Source organism: Streptomyces sp. NPDC014991 (genome assembly GCF_043080665.1).
In the GTDB taxonomy this organism is placed as follows: Bacteria; Actinomycetota; Actinomycetes; order Streptomycetales; family Streptomycetaceae; genus Streptomyces.
The window spans coordinates 371745-397976 of sequence record NZ_JBIBVY010000004.1; the positions used below are offsets into that span (position 1 = coordinate 371745).

Here is a 26232-nt window from a genome sequence, read left to right on the forward strand (position 1 = left end):
CGTCATCCGTGCAGTCCGCACTCGGTCTTGCCGCGGCCGGCCCAGCGGCCGGCGCGCGCGTCCTCGCCCTCCAGGACCCTGCGGGTGCACGGGGCGCAGCCGATGGAGGCGTAGCCGTCCGTCAGCAACGGGTTGGCGAGCACGCCGTGTTCGGCGATGTACGCGTCCACGTCGTCCTGGGTCCAGCGGGCGATCGGCGAGACCTTGACCTTGCGCCGCTTCTCGTCCCAGCCGACGACCGGGGTGTTCGCCCGGGTCGGGGACTCGTCGCGGCGCAGGCCGGTCGCCCACGCCCGGTAGTTCCCGAGGCCGTCCTCGAGGGGCCGCACCTTGCGCAGGGCACAGCACAGATCGGGGTCGCGGTCGTGCAGCTTCGGGCCGTACTCCGCGTCCTGCTCGGCGACCGTCTGCTTCGGCGTGAGGGTGATGACGTTGACGTCCATCACGGCCTCCACGGCGTCCCGGGTACCGATGGTCTCCGGGAAGTGGTAGCCGGTGTCGAGGAAGACGACGTCCACGCCCTTGAGCACACGCGAGGCGAGATGGGCGACCACGGCGTCCTCCATGGAGGAGGTGACGCAGAACGCGTCGCCGAAGGTGTCCACCGCCCACCGGAGGATCTCCAGGGCGCTGGCGTCCTCCAGGTCGCGTCCCGCCTGCTCGGCGAGCGCCTTCAGCTCCTCGTCGGTACGGCCTTCCTGAGCCGTCGTCATATGCGCTCGTCCCCTTCGTGGTCGGCTCGCCGGAGCCCCCGGGCCAGCAGCCCGAGGAACGTCAGCCGGAATGCGCGGTTGCACGCCCCGCATTCCCAGGCGCCGTGGCCCTCGTCACTCGGACGCAGGTCCTCGTCGCCGCAGTAGGGGCAGTGGAAGGGCGCGGCTCGCTCGCTCACGACAGCGCCTCCTCGGACGCCCGCGCCGCCCAGGTCGCGAACCGTTCGCCGTCCTCGCGTTCCGCCTGGAACCGCTTCAGCACCCGCTCGACGTAGTCGGACAGCTCCTCCGCGGTGACCTTCAGGCCGCGCACCTTGCGGCCGAAGCCCGCCTCCAGGCCGAGCGCGCCGCCGAGGTGCACCTGGTAGCCCTCGACCTGCCGGCCCTGGTCGTCGAGGACCAGCTGGCCCTTGAGACCGATGTCCGCGACCTGGATACGGGCGCAGGCGTTCGGGCAGCCGTTGAGGTTGATGGTGATCGGCTCGTCGAAGTCCGGCAGCCGGCGCTCCAGTTCGTCGATCAGCTGGGAGCCGCGCTGCTTGGTCTCGACGATGGCGAGCTTGCAGAACTCGATGCCGGTGCAGGCCATGGTGCCGCGCCGGAAGGAGGACGGCCGCGCGGTGAGGTCCAGTGCCTCCAGTGCGTCGACCAGCGACTCGACCCGGTCCTGCTCGACATCGAGGACGATCATCTTCTGCTCGACGGTGGTCCGCACCCGGCCCGAGCCGTGTGCCTCCGCGAGGTCGGCGATCTTCGTCAGCATGGCGCCGTCCACGCGGCCGACGCGCGGGGCGAACCCGACGTAGAACCGGCCGTCCTGCTGCCGGTGCACACCGATGTGGTCGCGCCACTGCTGCACGGGCTGCTCGGGAGCGGGGCCGTCGGCCAGCTTGCGGTGCAGGTACTCGTCCTCCAGCACCTGCCGGAACTTCTCCGGGCCCCAGTCGGCGACCAGGAACTTCAGGCGGGCGCGCGTGCGCAGCCGGCGGTAGCCGTAGTCACGGAAGATCGAGAGGACGCCCTCGTAGACGTCCGGCACCTCGTCGATCGGCACCCAGGTGCCCAGGCGGACGCCCAGCTTGGGGTTGGTCGACAGGCCGCCGCCCACCCACACGTCGAAGCCCGGCCCGTGCTCGGGGTGCCGTACGCCGACGAACGCCACGTCGTTGATCTCGTGCACGACGTCCAGCAGCGGCGAGCCGGAGATGGCCGTCTTGAACTTCCGCGGCAGGTTCGAGTAGGCCGGGTTGTTCAGGACGCGGCGCTTCATCTCCTCCAGCGCCGGCGTGGCGTCGATGATCTCGTCCTCGGCGATGCCCGCCACCGGGGAGGCGATCATCACGCGCGGGGTGTCGCCGCAGGCGGTGACGGTGGACAGGCCGACGCCCTCCAGCCGTTCCCAGATCGCGGGCACGTCCTCGATCCGGATCCAGTGGTACTGCACGTTCTGCCGGTCGGTGATGTCGGCGGTGCCGCGCGCGAACTCCTGCGAGATCTCGCCGATCACCCGCAGCTGCCGCGTGGTGAGCGCACCCCCGTCGATGCGGACGCGCAGCATGAAGTACTCGTCGTCCAGCTCCTCCGGCTCCAGGATCGCGGTCTTGCCGCCGTCGATCCCGGGCTTGCGCTGGGTGTACAGCCCCCACCAGCGCATCCGGCCGCGCAGGTCGTTGGGGTCGATCGAGTCGAAACCGCGCTTGGAGTAGATCGTCTCAATGCGTGTCCGCACATTGAGACCGTCGTCGTCCTTCTTGAACTGCTCGTTGCCGTTGAGCGGGGTGAAGTGACCCACCGCCCACTGACCCTCGCCGCGGTGACGGCTCACCTTGCGGCGGGGCGCGGAGGCGGCGGGGTTCTGTGGGGTGGCGGCCATGGTTCTACGTCCTTCGGGACAGGCGGAAATCGGCTCTGACCTGCGCTTACGTGCGCATGCGGGCAGGCGCGCGCGTCCTTGCGCGGCAGGAATTCGGTGCGAGAAGGGTCGGCGGTGCTGGAGCGGTCAGCGCGCCGGACAGATGGCGCTGGACATGCGGCCGAGGTCGACGTGCCGCCGACTCACCAAGGCAGTTCCAGTTCCAGGCATGGCGGAAGCGTGGCACGGCGATCTGGACACAGTCCAGCTTCGTCCATCATGCGGACATCCTTGTCCCGAAGTGTGGGACGAGCGTGTTGTCGCTCACATGCGCCGTGGGAGGTCTTGTCCCGGCAGGTCAGGAGGGGTATGCGCCGGGCCACGGACCCGGAGTCGCCGCATCCGGCTCCAGCTCCACGCGGGTGTCGAACAGCTTGAAGCCCCGCCGCTGGTAGTTGTCCATCGCGAACTCGCCGTCCTTGCTGCACGTGTGCAGCCACACCCGCTTCGTGGGCGCCCGCTCCGGCCACCGCTCGGCCAGGTCCCAGGCGCGGGCCGTGCCGTACGACAGCAGGTGGCCGCCGATGCGCCGGCCGCGGAAGGCGGGGAGCAGCCCGAAGTAGGCGATCTCGACCACGCCCCCGTCCTGCGGGTCCAGTTCCACGTAGCCGGCCGGGGTTCCCCGGTCGTAGGCCACCCAGGTCTCCACGCCGGGGCGGTCCAGGTACTCCCGCCACCGCGCGTACGTCCAGCCCAGCCGGTCGGTCCAGCGGATGTCGCCGCCGACCGACGCGTACAGGAACCGGCTGAACTCGGGGGCGGGCACCTCGGCGCGGACGATCCGGACCTCGCCGTCGGGTGCGGCGGCGGGCAGGAGGTCGGCCGGGGAGGTCTGCTCCAGGGACCACGTGGTGACAGGGACGCTGCTCATGCGGGTCAGGGAATCATCCCGCCGCCCGGTCTGTCGATCGCCCCCCGGGTCAGCCCAGGGAGTGGTCGAGACCGGCCAGGGGCAGGGCGAACAGCATCCGGTCCGACAGCGACCACACCTCGCCGGTCCCTTGCCAGTAGGAGAGGGAACCCGCGTCCCGCGCCCAGCAGCGGTGCGAGGCGTCGGAGCCGCACCGGGCCGCCTCGGCGCCCCCGGTGTCCTGCCGCCACAGCCCGCCGTGTCCCTCCTGCGAGCCGGGCAGGCGTCCCACGTACCAGGACGGGCGGTCCGTCCCGGCCTTGCGGTACGACAGCACGCCCCGGACGCCGGACGCCCGGGTCCGGTAGGCCTCCACCGCGTCCGCGCGCCCCGTGGCATCCGTGGCGAGCAGCCCGGCGCGGGCCGGGTCGGTGCTGAACGCGTACCGCCACAGGCGGGTGTGCCCGCCGCCGCCGGGCGCGGTCCACTCCGCGGCGACCAGGCTGTCGGGCGCCGTACCGCGGTCGAGGGCGAGCGCACCCGGACACGGCGGCCCGGAGGCGGCACAGCGGCCGGAGGTGAAACGGTAGGAGCCGACCGCGGGCAGCACATAGCGGTACCCGTCGGCGGACCAGCCGCCCGGCACCCGGCCGATCGCGGGCCCGTCGACCGTGGTGCGCTGGATGCGGTCGAGGTCGTAGACGTAGAGCGCGTCGGCGCTGCCCGCCCTGGTGGTGACCAGGAGCTTGTGCTCGTACCAGACCATGCCGGAGATCCCGGAGGCCAGCGGCCGGTAGTCCCGGCCGCCGTGCGCCGGCACGACCAGCAGCACCCAGCGGTAGGCGAGGCGGGCGGGGTCGTCGGCGTCGACGAAGGCGACCCGGGCCAGCCCCCGTTCGGCGGGGCGGCCGGTGTCGCCGCGGTGGGTCCAGCCGGCGAGGACGACCCGGTGGGTGCCCCAGACGCCGTCGTCGTCGGCGTCCCCGGAGGTGGTCACCGAGGCCGGCCGCCAGGCGCCGGAGGCGGTGTCGGCGGGGTCCCAGCAGTAGGCGCGGGCGGCGGCCGGGGCGACGGGCAGGGAGGCACGGTCGTCGGAGGAGCAGCCGCCGGCCTCACGCAGACCGTGGTCGGCGCCGCGCAGCACGGCGTCCACACCGACCGGGCGGCCCATCCCGGTGGCGAGCCGGTCCAGGGTGCGGGCGGGCACCAGGTGCTCCTGGAGCCGCAGCCGGCCGGTGTCCGCCGGGGAGGTCAGCGGCTTGAGCGCGCCGGGATTCTCGGCGACCTGGGCCTGTGACGCGCTGATCAGGGTGGCGGCGGCGGTCAGCGCCAGCGCGGTCCCGGCCAGCACGCCGCGCAGTGCCGCGCCCCGCCTGCGCCGGCGGTGTCTGCCGCGATGCTTCATCTCTCCTCCAGAAGGCGGGCCAACTGCGCCTGATGGTCCGTACGTTGACGCGAGGAGCAGATGGGGAGGCCCGTACGGGATGCTACGGCAGGAACGGGCCCCGCAGGGCAAAGACCGCGCACATGGACGGAAGACACGCTCACGGGGCCCCGGTCCGGGCCGCCGGCGCGTCCCCACGGGCCCGCCCGCTCCCCACGTCGCTCCGTCTGCGGGTCACTGCCGGAGCGGCGGACCGGGGGAGCAGGTCACGGGAGTCGCCGGGGAGCAGCACCTCGACGTCCGCGTCCGCGCGCAGACGATACGGCCGATGCTGGAGGAACTCCCCGAGGTACCGCCGGATCCTGGATATCTCGGCCCGCACGGTCACCGTCCTGGAGGCGTCCCCGAACAGGTCTTCGGCCAGCTCCGCCGCCCCGCGCCCGCCGCGGTGCTCGGCGAGCAGGAACAGCAGCTCGGCGTGCCGGGGACTCAGTTCACGGGTCCAGGAGGCCGAGGGCGCCACGACCGTCACCGTGCGGCGGTCCGGCCGGGCGAGATCCAGCACGATCCGGGGCGCCGCGCCGGCGAGCGGCTCGTCCTCCGCCCGCAGCAGCCAGCCCCCGGCCAGCGGTTCCACCGCGCACACACCGAGCGCGGGCAGCCGGCGGCGGCCCGGCGCGAGTCCCTTCGGCAGCGCCACCCGCCGCGTGTACGGCATCCCCGTCACGGCCGCCGCCCAGCCGTCCCGGTCCACGACCACCGCCCGCCCGGCCAGCCGTGCCAGCACCGGCGCCGCCACCGTGCGCAGCCGCTCCAGCGAGTCCAGATGCAGCTCCCGCAGCTTGGCCTCGGCCAGCTTGGCCACCGAGTCCACCCAGGCGAGGGTCGCCGGATGCATGGTCTCCAGCGGACCGCTCAGATCCACCACACCGAGCAGCCGGCCGTCCCGGGGGTCGGTGATCGGGGCGCCGGAGCAGGTCCAGGAGGTCTGCGACCGCACGAAGTGCTCGGCGGCGAACACCTGCACGGGCCGCCGCAGCACCGCCGGGGTCCCCACCCCGTTGGTGCCGACGACGTCCTCCCGCCAGTCCGCGCCGAGTTCGAAGCCGAGCCCGTCGGCCTTGCGCAGCACCCGCGCCGCCCCCTCCCGCCACAGCACGCGCCCGTCGGCGTCCGCGACGACCATGATGTGCTGGGCGGCGTCCGCGACCGAAAGCAGACCCTCCCGCAGCACCGGCAGCACGTGCCGCAGGGGTGACTCCTCCCGCCGGCGCCGCACCTCGTCCGAGGGCAACAGCCCGGACCTGACGTCGCGCTCGGGATCGAGGCCGCTGCGCAGCATCCGTCCCCACGACTGCTCGATCACCGGCCGGGGCGCGATCCGCGCACGTCGCCCCGCGAGCGTGGCCTCGCGCACCTCGCGCAGCACCCGCGCCGCGTGCGCCGCGTCCACGGCGGCCAGGCGCGCCACGTCCATCGGCGGGTATCCCACTGGGGTCCTCCCGGAAACAGGGGCGTCGAACGGGCATGTCAAGTCCTCCGGGCGGCGGTTTCCGGCCCGGATGCGGCTCCCATACTGCCGTTCCGGGCACGGCGGATGCACAGACTCCGCGCACGTCCCCCACGAGTTGCAACCCCCTGCAACCCTGGTGAACCGTCGCGGACCGGCCGAGACTTGATTACGACGCGTTCGCGCGTCCGCGGGCCCGACGGGCCCGACGCCGGGGGTGGTGCCGTGTCGGCGCAGCACCACCCCCTGCCACCGGCGGCTTCGCGGGGTGGCAGGGGGCGGCTCCGGACTGCGGGGCGCCGGCGGGGCCGGGTGTCTTCGTCCCTGGGCGGGTCAGGCCGGACGGGCCCGTTCCACCACCGACCTCAGGTCCAGGCCGGCCGGCAGGGTGCCGAAGGACGCGCCGTGATCGCCGCCGAGACGGGAGGCGCAGAACGCGTCGGCCACCTCCGGCGGCGCGTGCCGCACCAGCAGCGAGCCCTGGAGCACCAGCGCCAGCCGCTCCACCAGCCGTCGCGCCCGCCCCTCCATGCCCTCCAGATCGGCGAGTTCGGTGAACAGGTCCTTCACCGCCCGGTCCAGGCGGTGATCGGCGCCGTGCGCCCGGCCGATCTCGGTGAGACAGGCGTCCAGCGCGGCCGGCTCCCGCCGCAGCGCCCGAAGCACGTCCAGTGCCTGCACGTTCCCGGCACCCTCCCAGACGGAGTTCAGGGGGGACTCGCGCACCAGCCGGGGCAGACCGGACTCCTCCACGTACCCGTTGCCGCCCAGGCACTCGGCGGCCTCCACGGCCACCGGCGCACACCGCTTGGTGATCCAGTACTTCGCGGCCGGCACCGCGAGCCGCAGGAAGGCGCGCTCCTGCTCGCCACCGTCGTCACAGGCGGCGGCGAGCCGCAGCGCGAGCGCGGTCGCGGCCTCCGACTCCAGCGCCAGATCGGCGAGGACGTTGCGCATCAGCGGCTTGTCGGCCAGCTTCCCGCCGAAGGCCTCCCGGTGGGCGCAGTGGTGCACCGCCTGTGCCACCGCCTGCCGCATCAGACCCGCCGAGCCGACCGCGCAGTCCAGCCGGGTCGCGGCGACCATCCCGATGACGGTCCGCACCCCGCGTCCCTCCTCGCCTACCCGGCGCGCCCACGTACCGTCGAACTCGATCTCGGCGGAGGCGTTCGAGCGGTTGCCCAGCTTGTCCTTCAGCCGCTGGATCAGGAAGACGTTGCGGCTGCCGTCGGGCAGGACCCGTGGCACCAGGAAACAGGTCAGCCCGCCCGGGGCCTGGGCGAGCACCAGGAAGGCGTCCGACATGGGCGCCGAGCAGAACCACTTGTGTCCCGTCAGCAGGTACGTCCCCGCCTCCGCGAGGGGCCGCGCCTCGGTGGTGTTCGCGCGGACGTCGCTGCCGCCCTGCTTCTCCGTCATGCCCATGCCGAACAACGCCCCGGGTTTCTCCCCGGGGGCCCGCAGCGCCCGGTCGTACACCGTGGACGTCAGCTGCGGCTCCCACTCGGCGGCCAGAGCGGGGTCGGCGCGCAGCGCGGGCACGGCCGCGTGGGTCATCGACAGCGGGCAGCAGGTGCCCGCCTCGACCTGCGTCCAGACCAGGAACCCGGCCGCCCTGCGCACGTGCCCGGCCGGCCGCGTCCAGGCACCGGTCAGCCCGGCCGACACGCCCTTGCCGAGCAGCCGGTGCCAGGCCGGATGGAACTCGACCTCGTCGATCCGGTGACCGTAGCGGTCGTGGGTGCGCAGCCGCGGCGGCTGCTCGTTCGCCTGCACCGCCCACTCCTGGAGCTGGGCCGAGCCGGCGGCCCGGCCCAGCGCGGTCAGCTCGGCGCGCACCTCGTCCAGGACGCCGGGGGCGGTGTGGCGGCCGACGGCCTCGGCGAGGGCCCGGTCGGCGGTGAAGACGTCGTAGCCGACCAGCGGGGGCGGCTGGTTCGTCACGATGTGCGTGGAGGTACCTGCCATGACGGGGAACCTACCCGGGAAGGCGGCCGTGATGGCCCCCGCCGTGACACGACGCCGCGAATCCGGCACGACGACGGAAACGTGGCACGTGGGGCCCGGAAACGCGCTGTGCCGGACCGGAAACCCCGTGTGCCGGACCGGTGACCGCACCCGAAAGGTGAGACAGGCCCGGCTCGGCGGATACCGTTAGGACGTGCAGCCAGCAAGTGAACCCCCCGAGCGGCCCGCAGGCCGGCTCCACCGGGCCAGAGCCCTCTACCGGAACGTCTCCAAGCGCAGGACCGCCTGGCTGTTGCTCAAGGACACCGTCAACTCCTGCATGGAGTACCGCATCCTGGGGCTCGCGGCCGAGGCGGCGTTCTTCACGCTGCTGTCGGTGCCGCCGCTGCTGCTGAGCCTCATCGGGCTGCTCGGCTACGTCGACGACTGGACCGGCGCCGACACCATCCACGGTCTGGAGGGCAACCTCCTCGAGGCCTCCCGCACGGTGCTGTCCGACAAGGGCGTGAAGGAGATCGCCCAGCCGATCCTGCACGACGTGATGAAGGGCGGCCGGCCCGACGTCATCTCCATAGGCTTCCTGTTCGCCCTGTGGTCGGGCTCGCGCGCCGTGAACGTCTTCATCGACACCATCACCGTGATGTACGGCCTCGACGGCGTCCGGGGCATCGTCAAGACGCGGATCATGGCCTTCCTGCTGTTCGTCGTGGCGCTGCTGATCGGCTCGGTGGCGCTGCCGCTGATGGTGGCGGGACCGGACGCGGTCGTCCGGATCGTGCCCTGGTCGGCGACGGTCGTGCAGGTCCTGTACTGGCCGGTCGTGATCGTCCTCTCCATCGTCTTCCTGACGACCCTGTACCACGTGTCGGTGCCGGTCCGCTCCCCGTGGATCGAGGACGTGCCCGGGGCGCTGGTGGCCCTCGCGATGTGGGTCCTCGGCAGCTTCCTGCTGCGCATCTACCTCACCAGCACCATCGAGGGCGCCACGATCTACGGCTCCCTGGCCGCCGCCGTCGCCGTGCTGCTGTGGATCGGCGTGTCCGCCTTCGCGGTGCTGGTCGGCGCGGCCGTGAACGCCGCCATCGACCGGGTCTGGCCCGCCGCTGCCACGGCCGCCGCCCGTGAGGCCAACGACCGGATGCGGGAGGCGCAGGTCGCCGAGTACGTCGCCCGCGCCGCGGCGGCCCTCGAGGCCGACCCGGACGACCCCGACATGCCTTCCGAGTTCCCCGAACGCTGGTCCCGCTTCCTTCCCCCCGAGGACGTGACGGCCCGCCTGCGCACCCACGCGAAGAGCCCCCACCACGTCCACAAGAGCAACGGCGACACCCCGCATCAGGGCCACTGACCGTCCGGGCCGCCACGGGCCGGGGGAGGGGGCGGCGGTGGCCCGGGTACGGGCGTCGCCGCCGTCCGGGCCCACGGACCTTTCGCGGTCGAGCACACCGAGGCGCCCGCCGACCTGGAACGGCCGCTGGACGGGTTCGCGGCCGTCGTCTTCCTCTCCACCAGCGGCGATGTGCTCACCCCGGACGGGCGTGAGCGGTTGCGCCGGTACGTCGCGGCGGGCGGCGGCTTCGCCGGGGTGCACGCGGCCGCCTGCACCGAGTACGGGTGGCCGTGGTTCGGCGAACTCCTCGGCGCGCGTTTCACCCGGCACCCCGCCTGCCGGCCCGGCCGCGCCCTCGTCGCGTACCCCGGCCATCCGGCGACCCGACGGCTGCCGGCCGTGTGGGAGTTCACCGACGAGTGGTACGACTTCGACCACGCTCCGCGCGGCCGGATGCGGGTGCTGCTGCGCGCCGACGAGGCGTCGTACGACGGCGGCGGGATGGGCGCGGACCATCCGCCGGCCTGGTGCCGGGAGCGGGGCCCGGCAGGCGGACGCATGTTCTACACGGCGCTCGGTCACACGGCCGACGCCTACCGCGACCCGGACTTCCTCGGTCACCTCGTCGGCGGGCTCACCTGGGCGGGGCGGCCGGCCGAGGGACGTTTCTGCGGTGAACCCGTACCGCCATCGGGGTGAGTAAAGCTCGCGTAGGCGGAAGGTCAGGTGTGTTTCTAGACATGCTTTTGTCTTGGCAAAGGGCGTCGAGACGCGGCGGCCCTCCCCGCACCGCGTCACCCACCCACACAAGGAGCCGGACCTTGACTTACGGTAAGAAGCTGCGCGAGCGCATCGCCGGGCCCGGGACCACCCCGCTGATCGGCGTGTATGACATGTACTCGGCATCGATCGCGGCCAAGCACTACGACGGGATGTTCGTCTCGGGCTTCGGCTTCGCGGCCTCGTACTACGGGCTGCCGGACATCGGATTCATCGCCTGGCCCGACATGGTGGCCTTCGTCCAGCGGCTGCGGGGCGCTTTCCCCCACCACCACCTGCTGGTCGACATCGACGACGGGTACGTCGACCCCGAGGTCGCCTGTCACGTCGTCGAGGGCCTGGAGCGCATCGGCGCGTCCGGGGTGATCCTCGAGGACCAGAAGCGGCCCCGCCGCTGCGGCCACGCCGACGGCAAGCAGGTGCTGCCGCTGGAGGAGTACCTGGAGAAACTGCACAGGGTCCTGGAGACCCGCAGGGACCTCGTCGTCGTCGCCCGTACGGACGCCACCGACGAGCACGACATCCTGCACCGCGCCGAGCGCCTGGCGGCCACCGACGCCGACGTGGTCCTGGTCGACGGGGTGCGCAGCGTCGAGTGGATCCGGCGGATCCGGGAGGTCGTCCGGGACAAACCGCTGCTGTTCAACCAGATCGCCGGCGGCAAGTCGCCGCGACTGTCGCTCGGTGAACTGTCCGACCTCGGCGTCGACGTGGCCATCTACAGCACCCCGTGCCTGTTCGCGGCGCACGAGGCCGTGGAGTCCGCGCTCTCGGGGCTGAAGGCGGCCGACGGCCGGCTGCCGGAGGTGGATCCCGCGAGTGGCGTCGGCGTGCGGGCCGCCACCAGCCTGCTGGAACGCAACATCGCCCCGGAGCGGCTCACCCCCGAAGGAGTGGGCGTGTGACCGGTTCCGTCCCCCGCCTCGGCATGGTCGCGGCGGTCGCCGCCGCACTCCTCGGCGCCGGTCCCGGCACCGCGGCCGCCGCCGGCACCGGGGGCCTGGTCACCGTGATCGACAACTCCCACGCCGACTCGATCCTGGAAGTGGACCGCACGGCCAACCTCCAGGCCGGCAGCGGCACAGCGGGCAGCGACCACGACGGCAGCGCCGTGGACGTGGTGGAGGCCCTCGCCGGTGCCACCGCCCACGACGAACCGGACTGAGGCGTCCGTCCCGGGCCGAGGACAGCCCGGCACGGCCGGACCGAGGGACGAAGGAGCGGGCGAGGGCCGGGCACCCCGTGCGGGAGGTGCCCGGCGCTCACGGCGGTCGTGCCGGTGGTGCCGGTGCTCCGTCCTCCGTGAGGTCGGGGCGGTCCTTCTCGTCCACCTCGACGTTCTCCTCCGGGTCGTGCGCGCCGGTGGGCGAGGCCACGGTGACGCGCTGCCGTCCGGGGGCGGGGTGCGGCAGGAGGCGTGGACCGTGCCGTAGCGGTGACCTGGGCGACCGCCGTCATGGCGGGGGCCGTGGTGGTACGCGTGGTGTTCATGCCCGGCGAACGGCCTCCGCCGGGACCGGTCACCGTCCCGCGGCCGAACGGGCCGCCTCTCTCACACGGTCGGCCGGTGGGGCCGTGCTCGCCCGCCGCACCAGCCGTGTCGACAGCTCCGTCCGCGTTCCCTCCGGGCGTTCGCCGTCCGTCATCCGCACCAGCAGCCGGAGTGCCGTCGCCGCCATCTCCGCCAGCGGGCGGCGCACGGTGGTCAGCGCCGGGGCCGCCCAGCGGGCCTCGGGCAGATCGCCGAAGCCCACCACGCTGATGTCGTCGGGCACGCTCAGCCCCCGTTCGGCCAGCGCCGCGTACACCCCGAGCGCCATCCGGTCCGAGGACACGGACACCGCGGTCGGCGGCTCGGGCAGGTCCAGCAGCTCGTGCGTGCGCTGCCGGGCGGTGGCCTCGTCGAGGCCCGCGGGCCGCAGGTACTCCGCGCGGTGCCGGACCCCGGCCGAGGCGAGCGCCGAACGGTGGCCGGCGAGGCGGGCGTCGCCGGCCACCGCACGAGGGTGCTCGGTGATCACCGCGATCCGCTCGTGGCCGAGCCCCAGCAGATGCTCGGTGGCGCTGACCCCGCCCTGCCGGTCGGCCGCCCCGACCGACACCACGCCGGCCGGCGGCTCGTGCGCCGGGTCGATCAGCACGTACGGGATGCGGTGGTGTTCCAGCCACGCGTACTGCGCCGCGGACAGCTCCGCCAGGTGCAACAGGGCCCCCGACGAGCCGCGTGCGGCCAGCCTGTCCAGCCGGCCGCGCTCCGGCCGGCCGGCCCGTGCCCGGGCCGGTCCGGCAGAGACCACCACCTCCAGGCCCGCCTCGTACGCCGCCGCCTCCGCACCGCGCAGCACCGCACCCGATGAGGAACTCTCCGGCGAGCGCAGGAACAGGTCCACCAGACCCGGCGCCTTCGCCGCGCCGAAGCGGGGGCGGCGCACGTAGCCGAGCCGGTCGAGCGCCTCGGTGACCCTTCGGCGGGTCTCCGGGGCGACGTCCTCGCGGCCGTTGACCACCTTGGAGGCGGTGGGCACGGACACCCCCGCCTCCCGGGCCACCACCGCGAGCGTCGGCCCGGTCGCCACGCCCGCACCTCCCGCTCGGACCATGGGGAACCACCTCTCCGGCCCGTCCGTGGGCCCTCGGGAGTCGCGGCCGGCACTGCCTGTGCCACCCGCTCGCCGACCGGACAGAAAGCGCTTCCTACGATAGCCGCGGCGTGACCATGGCGGGAAGACGACGGGCGTGCGCGGATCCTCACCGGCCGGGTTCCGGCACTCTGCCGCACGCCGGAACGGTCCGACTCGGGCCGAACGGCCCCCCGCGGGGGCGCGTGCGGGGTGCGGGACGCGGCGAAAGGCCGGTGGGCGATGACGGCAGGTGCGCGACACCGGTGCCTGCGGGCCGACCGGCGCCGGAACCGGTACTCCGAGGCGTCACCCCGTACCTGCCCGGCCCGGTGGTCCCCGGGGACGGCTGCCTCGGCCCCGGCGTGCGGACAGCGGCCGGCCGGCCGGCTCGGGCCGTGCTCAGTCAGCCCGCATGGTTGCCTCGCGTACCCTCCAGCGCCCGCCCGATCGACGCGATCGTGTCCGGGCCCACCCGGCAGCACCCCCCGATCAGCCGCGCTCCCGCCTCCCGCCACGCCGTGACCTGCCCGGCGGTGAACGTCGTCTGCCCCGTCCAGGCGCGGGCCTCGGCGTCCCAGGCCTCGCCGCTGTTCGGGTAGACCACGACCGGCTTGCCGGTGACGCGGGCCGCGATCTCGGCCGCGGGCTCGACGTCCCGCGGTGCGCAGCAGTTGACGCCGACCGCGATCACCTCGTCGGCGTCGGCGGCGAGCGCGAACGCCTCCTCCAGCGGCTGTCCGGCCCGTGTCCGTCGGCCGTCGACCGTGTACGACAGCCACGCCGGCACCCCCAGCCCGCGTACCGCGCGCAGCAGGGCGGCGGCCTCGTCGGCGTCCGGGACGGTCTCCAGCGCGAGGACGTCCGGCGCGGCGGCTGCGAGCACCTCGATCCGCGGCCGGTGGAACCGCTCCAGCTCGGCCACGCTCAGCCCGTACCGGCCCCGGTACTCGGAGCCGTCCGCGCGCATCGCCCCGTACGGCCCGACCGACGCCGCCACCCACAGCGGCCGGCGGATGCCCGTGCCGGCCGCCTGTCGCGCCGCCGTGCGGGCCAGTTCCACGCTGAGCGCGAGCAGCCGCGCGGCCTCCTTCTGGCCGATGCCGCGCTGTGCGAAGCCCTCGAAGGTGGCCTGATAGCTGGCGGTGATGGCGACGCCGGCGCCCGCGAGGAAGTAGGCGAGGTGGGCCTCGGTCACCGCCTCCGGCCGTTCGGCGAGCAGTCGTGCCGACCACAGCTCGTCGCTCAGGTCGTGCCCGGCCGACTCCAGCTGGTTGGACATGCCGCCGTCGAGCACGACCGTGCCGTCGGCGAGGGCGCCGGCGAGGCTGGGGGAGAGGTCGCTGGTCATGTCACGACGCTAGTCGACGCGGGACCCGGCCGGCCTCCGGTGTCCAGCACGTGAGCACCCCGCAGGTGCCTCGACCTGCGAGAACCCGGTGAGCGGAGCGAGGGGGGCCGCAGCCGTCGCGACCCGGCCGAGAGGTTCGTCCGGCGGCCCGGGGGGAAAGGGCTTTCCCCTCCTTTCGTCGGACCCATTGACCCTCTCCTGACCCGCCTCTACCTTTTCGGCGTTCGTAATCACAGATGGTGCACGAAATACCGAACATACGGGGCTCGAAAACAGCTCCGCCCCACCGAGAGGCAGTCCGCATGAGCCGCGACCACGACCTGCCCGGAGCGCACCTGCCCGCAGTCCCCAGCCGCAGAGTGATGCTCAAGGGGGCCGCGCTCGCCGCCGGTGCCCTCGTCGCCACCCCCGGCCTCGCCCAGGCGGTCCCCGTCCCGTCGAGGGCGCCCCGCCACACCAACCCGCTCGTCCTCCAGCGTGCCGATCCGCACATCACCCGCCACACCGACGGCCGTTACCACTTCACGGCCACCGTCCCCGAGTACGACCGCATCGTCCTGCGCCGCGCCCGCACCCTGAACGGCCTGTCCACGGCCCCCGAGTCGGTGATCTGGCGGGCGCACACCACCGGTCCGATGAGCGCGCACATCTGGGCGCCCGAACTGCACCGGATCGACGGCAAGTGGTACGTCTACTTCGCCTCGGCCCCCGCCGAGGACGTGTGGGCCATCCGTATCTGGGTGCTGGAGAACGCCCACCACGACCCCTTCCAGGGGACCTGGGTGGAACGGGGCCGGATCAGGACCGCCTGGGAGACCTTCTCCCTCGACGCCACCACCTTCACCCACCGCGGCAGCCGCTACCTGGTGTGGGCGCAGCACGAGCCCGGCATGGACAACAACACCGCACTGTGGATCTCGAAGATGGCCGACCCGTGGACTCTGACCGGTCCCCAGGTCCGGCTCTCCACCCCCGAGTACGACTGGGAGTGCGTCGGCTACCGGGTCAACGAGGGGCCGTCCGTCCTGAAGCGCAACGGCCGTGTCTTCCTCACCTACTCGGCCAGCGCCACCGACTGGCACTACTGCATGGGCCTGCTGACCGCCGACGCCGGCAGCGACCTGCTGGACGCGCGCAGCTGGGCCAAGTCGCCCGTCCCGGTGTTCACCAGCAACGACACCACGCGGGTGTACGGCCCCGGCCACAACTGCTTCACCGTCGCCGAGGACGGCCGCAGCGATGTCCTCGTCTACCACGCCCGCCAGTACCGGGAGATCACCGGCGACCCCCTTGACGACCCCAACCGGCACACCCGCGTCCAGAGGTTCGGCTGGAAGCCCGACGGCACCCCGGACTTCGGCGTCCCCGTCGCCGACACCGTGACGGGGAGTGCGTGAGATGAGACGCGCGTACGCGGTCCTGCTCGCCCTGTGCTGCGCACTCGCCGCCGCACTGGCGACAGCGGGCCCCGCGCAGGCGGCACCGCGCACCATCACCAACGGCACCCGGTTCACGGACGCTTCGGGCGATCCCGTGCACGCCCACGGCGGCGGGGTCATCAAGGTCGGGTCCTTCTACTACTGGTTCGGCGAGGACCGTGACGGCGACAACACCTTCCGGTCCGTCAACGCCTACCGCTCCACCGACCTGAAGAACTGGGAGTTCCGCGCCCGCGTCCTCACCCGGGCGTCCGCCGCCGAACTGGGCACCGCCTACGTCGAGCGCCCCAAGGTCGTCCACAACGCGGCCACCGGAATGTTCGTCATGTGGATGCACAAGGAGAACGGCACCGACTACGGCGAGGCGCGCGCCGCGGTGGCCGTCTCCAGCACCGTCGACGGCAGCTACACCTACCGGGGCAGCTTCCGCCCCCTCGGCCAGTACATGTCCCGTGACCTGACCGCCTACGTGGACACCGACGGCACCGCGTACCTGGTCTCCGCCGCCAAGGAGAACTACGACCTGCACATCTACCGGCTCACCGCCGACTACACCGGCATCGCCGCCCTGGTCGCCAACCCCTGGCCCGGCGGCCACCGCGAGGCACCCGCCCTGTTCAAGCGCGACGGCGTCTACTTCATGCTCACTTCGGGTGCCACCGGCTGGAGTCCCAACCAGCAGCAGTACGCCACCGCCACCTCCCTCACCGGCCCCTGGAGCTCCTGGTCGAACGTCGGGGACTCCACCGCATACGGCTCCCAGACCGCCTACGTCCTGACCGTGCAGGGCGGTTCGGGCACCTCGTACCTGTACCTGGGCGACCGCTGGGGCAACTCCTTCGGCGGCACGGTCGACGACTCCCGGTACGTGTGGCTGCCGCTGACCTTCCCGGCCGCCACATCCATGAGCATGTCCTGGTATCCGGAGGTCACCGTCGACACCACCGCGGGCACCGTCACCGGCACCGGCGCCACGTACCGCACGCTGGTCGCCCGGCACAGCTCCAAGTGCGTGGACGTGCCGAGCCGGTCCCTGTGGCAGGGCGTCGCCGTCGGCCAGTACACCTGCAACGGCGGCACCAACCAGAGGTGGTGGTCCAAGGACCTCGGCAACGGCTACTCCGCCCTGCTGGGCCGCGGCAGCTCCCTGTGCCTCCAGGAGAACGCCGGCGACGTCACACAGGAGGACTGCACCGGCGCCACCGCCCAGCAGTGGTCGGTCGTCGCCTCCGGCTCGTACGTGACCGTCCGGGCCCGGGCGAGCGGCGAATGCCTCGACGTGTCCGGCGCGTCCACCGCCGACTCCGCCGCGGTCATCACCTACACCTGCACCGGGAGCACCAACCAGCAGTGGACACGCGGTACCTGACGACCCGTGGTGCGCTCCTCGCCCTGCGTCCGGCGCTGCGGTACGGGTGGGGTGAACTCCCGGGGCGCCCCGACCGGAACCCGGGCGTCCCGGGCCCCGCCAGGAAGGAAGGCCACCGCCGTGCTGGACCTGCCCGCCGACGACCGCGCGTCGAGCCCGTACACCGGCTACACCCGCGCCCACTGGGAATCCGCCGCCGACACCCTGCTCGCCGCCGTCGAGCCCTACGCCACCGCCGGCCGCGCCCTCTACCAGCTGCCCGGCGGCCGTGCGAGCCACGCCGGCCGGCTCTCCGACGGCCTCGAAGGGTACGCCCGCACCCTGCTGCTGGCCGCTTTCCGGCGTGACGAGCGCGTGCTCGGGCGGTACGCGGAAGGCCTCGCGGCCGGACCCGGCGGCGTCTGGCCGCGGATCACCGACCGCAGTCAGCCGCTGGTCGAGGCCGCGTCCGTCGCCCTCGCCCTGCGGCTCACCCGGCCGCTGCTGTGGGACCGCCTGGCCGACGCGGTGCGCCAGCGGACCGCCGCCTGGCTGGCGGACGCGCTCACCGCGCGACCCTGGCCGTGCAACTGGGAGCTGTTCCCGGTCGCCGTCGCCGGTTTTCTCGCGGAGACCGGCCACCGGGAGCAGGCGGCGCGCAGGACGATCGACCGCGGACTGGAGCGGATCGAGGACTGGTACGCCGGCGACGGCTGGTACACCGACGGCGACGGCCGGAAGTTCGACTACTACAACGGCTGGGCCATGCACCTGTACCCGGTCCTGCACGCCTGGCTGGCGGACGACCGCGCCCTGCTGTCCCTGTACGGCGGACGGTTGTCACGCCATCTGGCCGACTACGCCCACCTGTTCGGCGGCGACGGCGCCCCGCTGCACCAGGGCCGCTCCCTGACCTACCGCTTCGCGACGGCGGCCCCGCTCTGGCTCGGCGCCCTGACCGGGCACACCCCCCTGCCCCCGGGCGAGACCCGGCGCCTGGCCTCCGGCGCCCTGCGCTGGTTCCTCGACGGCGGCGCGGTCGACCGGCGGGGCCTGCTGCCGCTCGGCTGGCTCGGCCGCGACGAGTCGCTCGCGCAGAGCTACTCGGGCCCCGCCTCCCCGTACTGGGCGAGCAAGGGCTTCCTCGGCCTGCTGCTGCCGCCCGCACACGAGGTGTGGACGGCGCGCGAGGAACCGGCCCCGGCCGACCGCGCCGACGTGGTACGCCCCGTACCCGCCCCCAACTGGCTGCTCCAGACCACCCGTTCGGACGGCCTGGTCCGGCTGCACAACCACGGCAGCGAGGACGTCCGCTACGACCCGTACTACACCCGGCTCGCCTACTCGACGGCGACCGCGCCCTCACCGTCGTACGACAACAGCGTCGTCGTCGGCGGGGACCCGAGCCGTACCGGCATCGAACCGCTGGGCGTCGGTGAGGGCTGGGCGGCCTCACGGCACACGGGTGGCGGGGGAGCCCGGGTGACGAGTGTCGTACTGGTCCGCGGGGCGGTGGAGGTCCGCGCCCACCTGGTCGACGGTGCCGCACCGGGGACACCGGTGCGGCTCACCGGATGGGCGGCCCGGAACGGGCAACGGGCCGAACTGCTGCCCGCGGCTGGCCTGTCCGGCACCCTCACCGGCACCACCGGCGAGGGCCCCACCCTCTTCGCCGCCCTGTCCAGACTGACCGCCGAGCCGGACCCGGCCCCACTCGCGGACCTGGTGTCCGTACGGGCGGACGGCTGCGACCCCCTGGACGTCCACTGGAGCACGGGCACCCCGGCACGGCTGCGGGTACGCCTGGACACGGCGGGAGTGGACGTCACCGTGCGGGAGTGAGGCTGAGGAACGAGCGATCCGCCCAGCCTGCCGGTGCGGGGCGCGGTGGCGCGCGCACCGGACGGACGAGGCCGCAACACGTGCGTACGGTGGCCCGGTATTACGCGGTGCCGGGGAGGAACGTGTCGCTGAGCAGGGCGGCGTAGGCGTCGGGGTGGTCCAGGGCGCCGAGGTGGCCGCCCGGGTACTCCACGAAGGGGCTGTGGAGGCGTGCGGCGACGCGGCGGGCGGTGTCGTGGAGGACCTGACCGCGCGAGGCGGATCCCGCGGCCACGGTGAGGCGGTCGGTGGTGAACCGGGGCGTCCAGGCGGTGAACGGACGCAGGACGTGGGCCAGGAACACGCCCATCGGCGTCGCCGACTCGCCCTCGGCGGGCGGCCGTCCGGGACCGTCGAGCCCGTCGATCAGCTCCTGGCGCCGCCGCGCCCCGTCCGGCAGCACGGTCACGCACGGCGGCTCGTGCGCGACCACGTGCGCCAGCCGCTCCGGATGCCGGGCGAGCAGGTCGAGGACCGCGATGCCGCCCGAACTGGTCCCGAAGGCGTACGCCCGCTCGCCGGGCGGCAGGACCTCCGCCAGCACCCGGTGCGCGCCTTCGCTCCACCGGGCCACCCGCTGCTCGGCGACCGGCAGCCCGAGCCGGCCGTGGGCGAGGCCGAGCGGGTCGTACGTCACCACGGTGAAACGCCGCGCCAGCCGCTCGGTCAGCGGGCCGAGACCCATCGGGTGCCCGGCCCCGCCCGGCATCAGCAGCAGGACGGGGCCGCGGCCGGTGACGTCGTGGTGGAGGGGGTCAGTCATCGCTCTTCTTCTCCCGGGGCCAGTGCTCGAGGGTGAGGTGCAGGGCGTCGACCGCCTTGTCCCAGGACTCGGCGACGGGCCGTGCCGCGCCGAAACCCCCGGCCGCCTCCAGGACGCAGTAGCCGTGAAAGGTGCTGCGCAACAGCCGTACCGCGTCCGTCAGGTCCGGCTCGTCCAGGCCGTAGGCCCGCAGCATGCCGTAGGTGATCTCGGTGGTGCGGCGCAGCGCCGGGGAGCCGGCGATCAGGGTCTGGTCGATGCGGATCTGGGTGGCCGCGTACCGGCCCGGGTGCTCCAGGGCGTAGGCCCGGTAGGCGCCGGCGAACGCGGTCAGCGCCTCCTTGCCCGCGCGGCCGGCCACGGCCACCGCGATCCGGTCGATCAGCTCGCCGCCGGCGTGCAGCGCGAGCCGTGTGCGCAGGTCCTGGAGACTGCGGACGTGCGAGTACAGGCTGGCGTCCCGGACGCCGAAACGCCGGGCCAGCGCGGAGATGCTGACGTGGTCGAGGCCGGCCTCGTCCGCCATGTCCGCGGCGGCTGCCACCAGCCGCTCGGCGGTGAGCCCCACCCGGGCCATGCGCCCACCTCCCTTGATCTACTAGGAGTCATCCTAGAGCCTCTAGGGAGCGGGTGCGAGCGGGATCAGGCGAGGCGGGCGCCGGACCGCGGGGAGAAGACGAACGAGAACTCCGCCGGTTCGGCCCGCAGGTGGTGGCGGGGCAGCGGGCCCGGCCCGCAGGACTGGGAACCGATGCCGTGCTGCCCGTGGTCGAGGTTGACCCAGACCGTGCCGCCGGGAACCAGGTCGGTGCGGTGGGCGGCGGCGTCCAGCTGCTCGGTGGTCCAGCGGCGGACGGTGAGGAAGAACACCGGGTCTCCCTCCACGCGCAGGCCGCCCAGCTCCGCCCAGCGGACGTCGATGCGCGCGCCGTTCTCCTGGGGGCGGACGTACGGGGTCTGCATGTCGTCCACGGCCGACTCCCAGCGGCCGACCGCGGACGCCGACCTCGTGTCCGGATACGCCTCGCCGGGGCCGCCGCCGTACCACCGCACACGGTCGGCCCCGGACAGCCCGAAGCGGATGCCGAGACGGGGCAGGGGGAGGGTCCAGTGGCCCTCCGGGATCGTGGACACGGTCAGCCGCAGCCGGTCTCCGTCGGACGTCCAGCGGTACACCGCCGACAGTCCCAGCTCCCCGCCGGCCGGCGCCACCCGGGTGCGGACCGTCAGCGCGTCACCGCCGGACTCGACCGCGTCCAGGCGGTGCCGCATCCGGTGCAGGCCGAGCCCGCGCCACAACGGCCCGTGACGTGGGTCGCCCTGCCAGGCCGCGCCGTCGTCGTTGTCCGTGGTCGCCCGCCACACGTCCAGGCGCAGACCGGTCACGGTCACTGAGCCGATCGTCCGCGGCGCTCCGGTGCGGGCGTCGAAGACACCGGGGCCGAGGGTGACGTGCCCGTCCCCGCGTGCCGGCCGGGCGGTCGCGGCGACGTAGGGCACGCGGCGCGGCGACGCCTGGGCCTGACCCCACGCGACGACATGCCCGGGCGGCGCCCACGCCGTGCCCGACGCCAGTACGGCACGGACGGTCCAGTGGGCCTCCGCCGCGGGTGCGGCGGCCGGCACGGCGGGCAGCTCGACCTCGGCGCTCTCGCCGGGAGCCAGCGCGGGCACGGGCAGGGTGCCGGAGCGCACCGTCGCGCCCTCCACCTCGTACGCCCAGGTGAACGCCAGCGCCGACAGGTCGGTGAAGTCGTACCGGTTGGTGATGCGGACCGTGTCGTGCGGGTCCGTCCCGGGCCGCCCGCTCCGCTCGCCCGGGGGTGACACGGTGATGGCGACCGGCTCGATCACCTTCTTGTACTCGGCCAGGCCGGGGGAGGGCCGGCGGTCGGGGAACAGCAGGCCGTCGCAGACGAAGTTGCCGTCGTGCAGCTCCTCGCCGAAGTCACCGCCGTACGCGTAGCCCAGCTCGGGGTGGGCGATGCCGTGGTCGATCCACTCCCAGACGAAACCGCCCTGGAGCCGGCCGTGGGCCTCGAACAGCCGCTGGTAGTCGGCGAGTCCGCCGGGGCCGTTGCCCATGGCGTGCGCGTACTCGCAGAGCAGGAAGGGGAGCGCGCGGCGCCTGCGGGGGCCGCCGTCCAGGCCGCGGCCGATCCGCTCCACCTCGGCGTGGCCGGCGTACATCCGTGAGTACACGTCCGTGTCACGGCAGTCGCGGTCACCCTCGTAGTGGATGGGGCGGGAGGTGTCGCGGGCGCGGATCCACCCGGCCATCGCCGTCAGGCCCCGGCCGGTGCCGGCCTCGTTGCCGAGCGACCAGATGACGACCGACGGGTGGTTCTTGTCCCGCTCGACCATGCGGGCCGCCCGGTCGAGCAGGGCCGGGGTCCAGCGGTCGTCGTCGACGGGGTTGTCACGCCAGCCCTGCTCGGTGAAGCCGTGCGTCTCCAGGTCGCACTCGTCGATCACCCACAGGCCGTACGTGTCGCACAGGTCGAGGAAGGCCGGGTGCGGCGGGTAGTGGGAGGTGCGGACGGCGTTGATGTTGTGCCGCTTCATCAGCAGCACGTCCCGCCGCATGGTGTCCAGGTCCAGGGCGCGGCCCCGCTCCGGATGCCACTCGTGCCGGTTGACGCCCTTGAAGAGCACCGGACGGCCGTTGACCTCGATCAGGCCGTTCGCCAGCCCCACCGTGCGGAAGCCGACGCGCAGCGGCACCTGTTCGCCCCCGGTGGCCAGCACACCGTCGTAGAGCCGGGGTGACTCGGCGGACCACGGTTCGACGGGCACGGTCGCCGGCTCGCCCGTCGCGATGTCGATGCCCAGCTCCGGGACGGTCACCCGGCCGGCCACGTCGGAGTCGACGCGCAGGGTCCCCTCGCCGGCCGTGTGGTCGTAGGAGGCGTGCACGAAGAAGTCCAGGACGCTGCCGGCCGGCCGGTGCAGCAGGGTGACGTCCCGGAAGATGCCCGGCAGCCACCACTGGTCCTGGTCCTCCAGGTAGGAGCCGGCCGACCACTGGTGGACGCGGACCGCCAGGACGTTGCCGGCGGTCCTCAGCAGGGGGCCGACCGGGAACTCGTGCGGCAGCCGGGAGCCCTTGAAATCGCCGAGGTCCGTGCCGTTCAGCCAGACCCGGGCGCAGGACTCCACCCCGTCGAAGCGTAAGGCGGCACCGCCGCCGGACGGTGCCGGCCAGTTTGCCGGGAGGTCGAAGACGCGCAGGTGGTCGCCGGTCGGGTTCTCGGTCGGCACCCGGGGCGGGTCGACCGGGAACGGGTAGCGGTGGTTGGTGTAGACGGGGGAACCGTGGCCCTGGAGCACCCAGTGGCCGGGGACGGAGACCTCCGCCCAGTCACCGGCGTCGTACCCCGGCGCCGCGAAGGAATCGTCCTCTGCGTCGGCCGCCGGCGACAGCCTGAAGCGCCAGTTTCCGTTCAATGAGAGGGAGTCGGCGTCCGAGGCGGCGTACCAGGCGCGGGGCGGCAGCGCCCCGGAACCCGGTGAGACGTCCTCGACGTGGTCGACGGTGCGGGTGCGTGCGGACATCGGTCTCCTGGCTCAGCCCTTGATGCGGTCCGGACAGGGACGCCGGGGCCGTGGGGATCGGGGGGGGCGGGCCGTCACGGGGTCCCGCCGGGAGGGGGGAGATCCAGCGGTGATCCGGGGCGGCAGCGCGTCGCGGTTCGCGGTACGGAGGTCACGTGGCGTGGGCCGCACGCGGCTGTCCTTCCGGTGCCGGCCGGGCCGGTGCGGCAGCGGCACCGGCGCGGCCGTCAGGCTATGGGCTGTGGCGGACGTTCGACAAGGGTCCCGGGAAGGGGCCGCTGGGCGCCACGGCGGGAAGCGACCGTGGGAGACGGGCGCTTGCCGAGGGGCCGGTCAGCCGTCGAGGAGGTCGCGTACGAAGGTGTTGGTGAAGGTGCCGCCGGGGTCCAGGGAGCGGACCAGGGCCCGGAAGTCGGGCAGACGCGCGTACCGCCGGCGGACCACGGCCGGCGGTGTCTCGTACACCTTGCCCCAGTGCGGACGCGGATCGAACGGGTCCAGCACCTCCTCCAGCCGGCGCACCACCGGCAGGACCGCAGCCTCGTCGCGCACCCAGGTGAAGTGCAGCGCGACCGAGTCCCGGCCGTGGGCCGGGCCGAGCCACTGCGGGTCGGCGGCGACCGTACGCACCTCGCACGTCCGGAGGACACCGGCGACCGTGCCCCGTATCCCGTCGACCGCGTCCAGCGCGTCGAGTGCCGCCGACCGCGGCAGCAGGTACTCCGACTGCATCTCCTCCCCGCTGCTCGGCGTGAACTCCGCCCGGAAGTGCGGCAGCCGCTCGTGCCACGGCCCCGGCACGCCCAGTTGCGCGGTGCAGTTGACCGCGGGCATCCCCGGTACCGGGTGCAGCGGCACGGCCGCGGGCGCCGCCCACCGGAAGTCCACCGCCGGCCGGTCCGTGCGCCGCTTGACCCACACCTGCCGGAAGCCCGGTTCCCGCCAGTCCGTGAACAGGCTCACGCTGTACCCGGCCGCTGCCACGGCCTCGAAATCGAGTCCCGCCAGCGGGAGTTCGGTGTACACGTGCTGCTCCACCTCGTAGGCCGGCTCCAGCGCGAGAGTGAGCGCGGTGACGACACCCAGCGCGCCGAGCGAGGTGACGGCCCCGTCGAAACGCGGGTCGTCCCGGCCGATCGTCACCGCCGTACCGTCCGCGACGACCAGCTCCAACTCCCGGACCGCCGACGCCAGCGGCCCGTTGGCGACACCCGAGCCGTGCGTGCCGGTCGCCACCGAACCGGCCACCGAGATGTGCGGCAGGGAGGCCATGTTGGGCAGGGCCAGCCCGTGCGCGTGCACCGCGCGGGCCAGTTCGGCGTACCGGACCCCGCCCGACACCCGGACCGTACGCGCCGCCGTGTCCACCTCCGTCACCGGCGGCAGCCCGGCGGTGGACAGCAGGACGCCGTCCGGGCCCGGGTCGGCGATCCGGTTGAAGGAGTGCCCGCTGCCCAGCACCCGCACCCGCGCACTGCCCGCCACCACCGCCGACAGCTCCTCCGGCGTGCGCGGGCGGTGGAGCTGACGCGCCGGGTACCGCACGGTGCGCGCCCAGTTGGTGAGGAGGCCCGCGTGCTCCCGCTGACCCGGCAACACGGTCCCTGCCCCTGTGCCCGCCGTCGCCGCCGGTTCCGTCGTCCCCGCACTCTCCGTCATTCCTGCGTCCCTCCCGGGAAGTCGCGTGTCCGTTGACCCTCTTGTCCGCCGCGACCTACCGTAGAGAACGCTTGCTGTCCGCGTGCCACCGAGCCGGAAGGTCACCTTCGTGCCCGAGCGTCCCCAGGCACTGTTCGCGATGGCCGCCGAGAACCTGCCGCACCTCTTCCCGCCGGAGCTGCTCGCGCGGCTGCGGGCATGCGTGACGATCGATCCCGCCCTGGTGGCGCACGACCTCACCGAACCCCGGGTGCGTCAGGCCCTGGCCCGCACCGAGGTCCTCATCACCGGCTGGGGCTGCCCCCGCCTGGACCCGGCCGCCCTGGACGCAGCACCGCGACTGCGCGCCGTGCTGCACGCGGCCGGCTCGGTCAAGGGGTTCGCCACCCCCGAGGTCTGGCAGCGGGGCATCCTCGTCTCCTCGGCCGCCGCCGCCAACGCCCTGCCCGTCGCCGAGTACACGCTCGCCATGATCCTGCTCGCCGGCAAGGACGTCCTCGCCTTCCGCGACCTGCTGCGCACCCGGCGCGCCTTCCCCTACGGGGGCGTCGTCCCCGGCATCGGCAACTACGGCCGGCGCGTCGGGATCGTCGGCGCCTCCCGCGTCGGCCGCCGCCTGATCGAACTGCTCCGCCCGCACGACCTCAGGGTGGCGCTCGCCGACCCCTACGTGGACGCGGCGGAGGCCGACCGTCTCGGCGTGCCGCTGCTGCCCCTGGACGAGCTGCTGCGCACCTGCGACATCGTCACCCTGCACGCTCCCGGGACCCCCGAGACCCGTCACCTGATCGGCGCCCGGGAGCTCGCCCTGATGCCCACGGGAGCGGTGCTGATCAACACCGCGCGCGGCGCTCTGGTCGAGCACGAGGCACTGGTCGGGGAGCTGCGCACCGGACGCCTCCGTGCCGTCCTGGACGTCACCGACCCCGAACCGCTGCCCGCCGGCTCCGCGCTCTACGACCTGCCGAACGCCTTCGTCACCCCGCATCTGGCCGGCTCCCAGGGCAACGAGGTGGCCCGCCTCGGCCGCACGGTCGTGGAGGAGGCCGAGCGGCTGGTGTCGGGCGCCGGCCTCCGGTACGCCGTCGACCACGCGGCGCTGGAGCGGACGGCCTGACCGACGCGGGCCGCCGGCGGACCGTACAGGGGCGGCGGGAGGCGGCCCGGCCGC

21 protein-coding genes and 1 pseudogene are annotated in these 26232 nt (G+C 73.8%); 8 read left to right on the top strand and 14 right to left on the bottom strand.

The annotated features are described in order from the left end of the window. Window positions 1-2: 2 nt before the first annotated feature. The 8 genes from ACF1BE_RS10140 to ACF1BE_RS10175 all read right to left on the bottom strand — a co-directional run bounded on the left by ACF1BE_RS10140 (window position 3) and on the right by ACF1BE_RS10175 (window position 8337). On the bottom strand, window positions 3-713 hold the full coding sequence (locus tag ACF1BE_RS10140) for a phosphoadenylyl-sulfate reductase (protein ID WP_392198525.1): 711 nt from the start codon (window positions 711-713) through the stop codon (window positions 3-5). Then, complete coding sequence (locus ACF1BE_RS10145; RefSeq protein WP_392198526.1) at window positions 710-892, bottom strand: hypothetical protein; 183 nt, start codon at window positions 890-892, stop codon at window positions 710-712. Before ACF1BE_RS10145 ends, ACF1BE_RS10140 begins: the two co-directional genes overlap by 4 nt. Then, entirely contained in the window at window positions 889-2586 is a 1698-nt protein-coding gene (locus ACF1BE_RS10150) for a nitrite/sulfite reductase (protein WP_392198527.1), read from the bottom strand. Before ACF1BE_RS10150 ends, ACF1BE_RS10145 begins: the two co-directional genes overlap by 4 nt. A 126-nt stretch (window positions 2587-2712) precedes the next feature. Beyond that, on the bottom strand, window positions 2713-2796 hold the full coding sequence (locus tag ACF1BE_RS10155) for a putative leader peptide (RefSeq protein WP_311136957.1): 84 nt from the start codon (window positions 2794-2796) through the stop codon (window positions 2713-2715). Window positions 2797-2923: 127 nt separating this feature from the next. After that, window positions 2924-3496, bottom strand: a complete 573-nt coding sequence (locus tag ACF1BE_RS10160; protein ID WP_392198528.1) for a GNAT family N-acetyltransferase — start codon at window positions 3494-3496, stop codon at window positions 2924-2926. A gap of 49 nt (window positions 3497-3545) precedes the next feature. Beyond that, window positions 3546-4880 carry a hypothetical protein gene (locus ACF1BE_RS10165; protein ID WP_392198529.1) on the bottom strand — a complete coding sequence of 445 codons (1335 nt, stop codon included), beginning with the start codon at window positions 4878-4880 and terminating at the stop codon, window positions 3546-3548. A 139-nt stretch (window positions 4881-5019) separates the two neighbouring features. Further along, window positions 5020-6336 (bottom strand): GAF domain-containing protein, encoded by a 1317-nt coding sequence (locus ACF1BE_RS10170; protein WP_392198530.1) that lies wholly within the window; start codon window positions 6334-6336, stop codon window positions 5020-5022. Window positions 6337-6702: 366 nt separating this feature from the next. Beyond that, window positions 6703-8337, bottom strand: coding sequence for an acyl-CoA dehydrogenase family protein (locus ACF1BE_RS10175; RefSeq protein ID WP_392198531.1), 1635 nt, complete (start codon window positions 8335-8337; stop codon window positions 6703-6705). A gap of 193 nt (window positions 8338-8530) precedes the next feature. Here ACF1BE_RS10175 and ACF1BE_RS10180 point away from each other — a divergent pair, with 193 nt between their 5' ends. The 4 genes and pseudogenes from ACF1BE_RS10180 to ACF1BE_RS10195 all read left to right on the top strand — a co-directional run bounded on the left by ACF1BE_RS10180 (window position 8531) and on the right by ACF1BE_RS10195 (window position 11612). Continuing rightward, window positions 8531-9685 (top strand): YihY/virulence factor BrkB family protein, encoded by a 1155-nt coding sequence (locus tag ACF1BE_RS10180; protein ID WP_392198532.1) that lies wholly within the window; start codon window positions 8531-8533, stop codon window positions 9683-9685. A 54-nt stretch (window positions 9686-9739) separates the two neighbouring features. After that, window positions 9740-10366 (top strand): annotated as a pseudogene (locus tag ACF1BE_RS10185) (ThuA domain-containing protein); the annotation flags it as partial. A 122-nt stretch (window positions 10367-10488) separates the two neighbouring features. Then, the gene (locus ACF1BE_RS10190; RefSeq protein WP_392198533.1) at window positions 10489-11352 is read left to right on the top strand and encodes an oxaloacetate decarboxylase; all 864 of its coding nucleotides are present in this window, start codon (window positions 10489-10491) and stop codon (window positions 11350-11352) included. Continuing rightward, entirely contained in the window at window positions 11349-11612 is a 264-nt protein-coding gene (locus ACF1BE_RS10195; protein WP_392198534.1) for a hypothetical protein, read from the top strand. Before ACF1BE_RS10190 ends, ACF1BE_RS10195 begins: the two co-directional genes overlap by 4 nt. A 355-nt stretch (window positions 11613-11967) precedes the next feature. Here ACF1BE_RS10195 and ACF1BE_RS10200 read toward each other — a convergent pair whose 3' ends face one another. Further along, the gene (locus ACF1BE_RS10200) at window positions 11968-13047 is read right to left on the bottom strand and encodes a LacI family DNA-binding transcriptional regulator (RefSeq protein WP_392198535.1); all 1080 of its coding nucleotides are present in this window, start codon (window positions 13045-13047) and stop codon (window positions 11968-11970) included. Between the two features lie 424 nt (window positions 13048-13471). Continuing rightward, entirely contained in the window at window positions 13472-14416 is a 945-nt protein-coding gene (gene mmuM, locus ACF1BE_RS10205) for a homocysteine S-methyltransferase (protein WP_392198536.1), read from the bottom strand. 302 nt (window positions 14417-14718) lie between these two features. Between mmuM and ACF1BE_RS10210 the strand changes: the two genes are divergently transcribed. From ACF1BE_RS10210 to ACF1BE_RS10220, 3 genes are all read left to right on the top strand, one after another. After that, a complete protein-coding gene (locus ACF1BE_RS10210) occupies window positions 14719-15813 on the top strand; it encodes a family 43 glycosylhydrolase (protein ID WP_392198537.1) in 1095 nt (364 codons plus the stop codon). Window position 15814: 1 nt separating this feature from the next. Beyond that, window positions 15815-17224: an RICIN domain-containing protein gene (locus tag ACF1BE_RS10215; RefSeq protein ID WP_392198538.1), complete on the top strand. Its 1410-nt coding sequence runs from the start codon at window positions 15815-15817 to the stop codon at window positions 17222-17224. Between the two features lie 123 nt (window positions 17225-17347). Continuing rightward, complete coding sequence (locus ACF1BE_RS10220) at window positions 17348-19045, top strand: DUF2264 domain-containing protein (protein ID WP_392198577.1); 1698 nt, start codon at window positions 17348-17350, stop codon at window positions 19043-19045. Window positions 19046-19145: 100 nt separating this feature from the next. On the opposite strand, the gene ACF1BE_RS10225 is transcribed toward ACF1BE_RS10220, so the two are convergent. The 4 genes from ACF1BE_RS10225 to ACF1BE_RS10240 all read right to left on the bottom strand — a co-directional run bounded on the left by ACF1BE_RS10225 (window position 19146) and on the right by ACF1BE_RS10240 (window position 25061). Beyond that, window positions 19146-19847, bottom strand: coding sequence for an alpha/beta fold hydrolase (locus ACF1BE_RS10225; protein WP_392198539.1), 702 nt, complete (start codon window positions 19845-19847; stop codon window positions 19146-19148). Then, on the bottom strand, window positions 19840-20424 hold the full coding sequence (locus ACF1BE_RS10230; protein ID WP_392198540.1) for a TetR/AcrR family transcriptional regulator: 585 nt from the start codon (window positions 20422-20424) through the stop codon (window positions 19840-19842). Before ACF1BE_RS10230 ends, ACF1BE_RS10225 begins: the two co-directional genes overlap by 8 nt. Window positions 20425-20489: 65 nt before the next feature. Further along, window positions 20490-23402: a glycoside hydrolase family 2 TIM barrel-domain containing protein gene (locus ACF1BE_RS10235; RefSeq protein ID WP_392198541.1), complete on the bottom strand. Its 2913-nt coding sequence runs from the start codon at window positions 23400-23402 to the stop codon at window positions 20490-20492. A 333-nt stretch (window positions 23403-23735) separates the two neighbouring features. Further along, entirely contained in the window at window positions 23736-25061 is a 1326-nt protein-coding gene (locus tag ACF1BE_RS10240) for an FAD-binding protein (protein WP_392198542.1), read from the bottom strand. Between the two features lie 109 nt (window positions 25062-25170). On the opposite strand from ACF1BE_RS10240, the gene ACF1BE_RS10245 reads away from it, so the two are divergent. Then, on the top strand, window positions 25171-26178 hold the full coding sequence (locus ACF1BE_RS10245) for a hydroxyacid dehydrogenase (protein ID WP_392198543.1): 1008 nt from the start codon (window positions 25171-25173) through the stop codon (window positions 26176-26178). Window positions 26179-26232 lie beyond the last annotated feature (54 nt).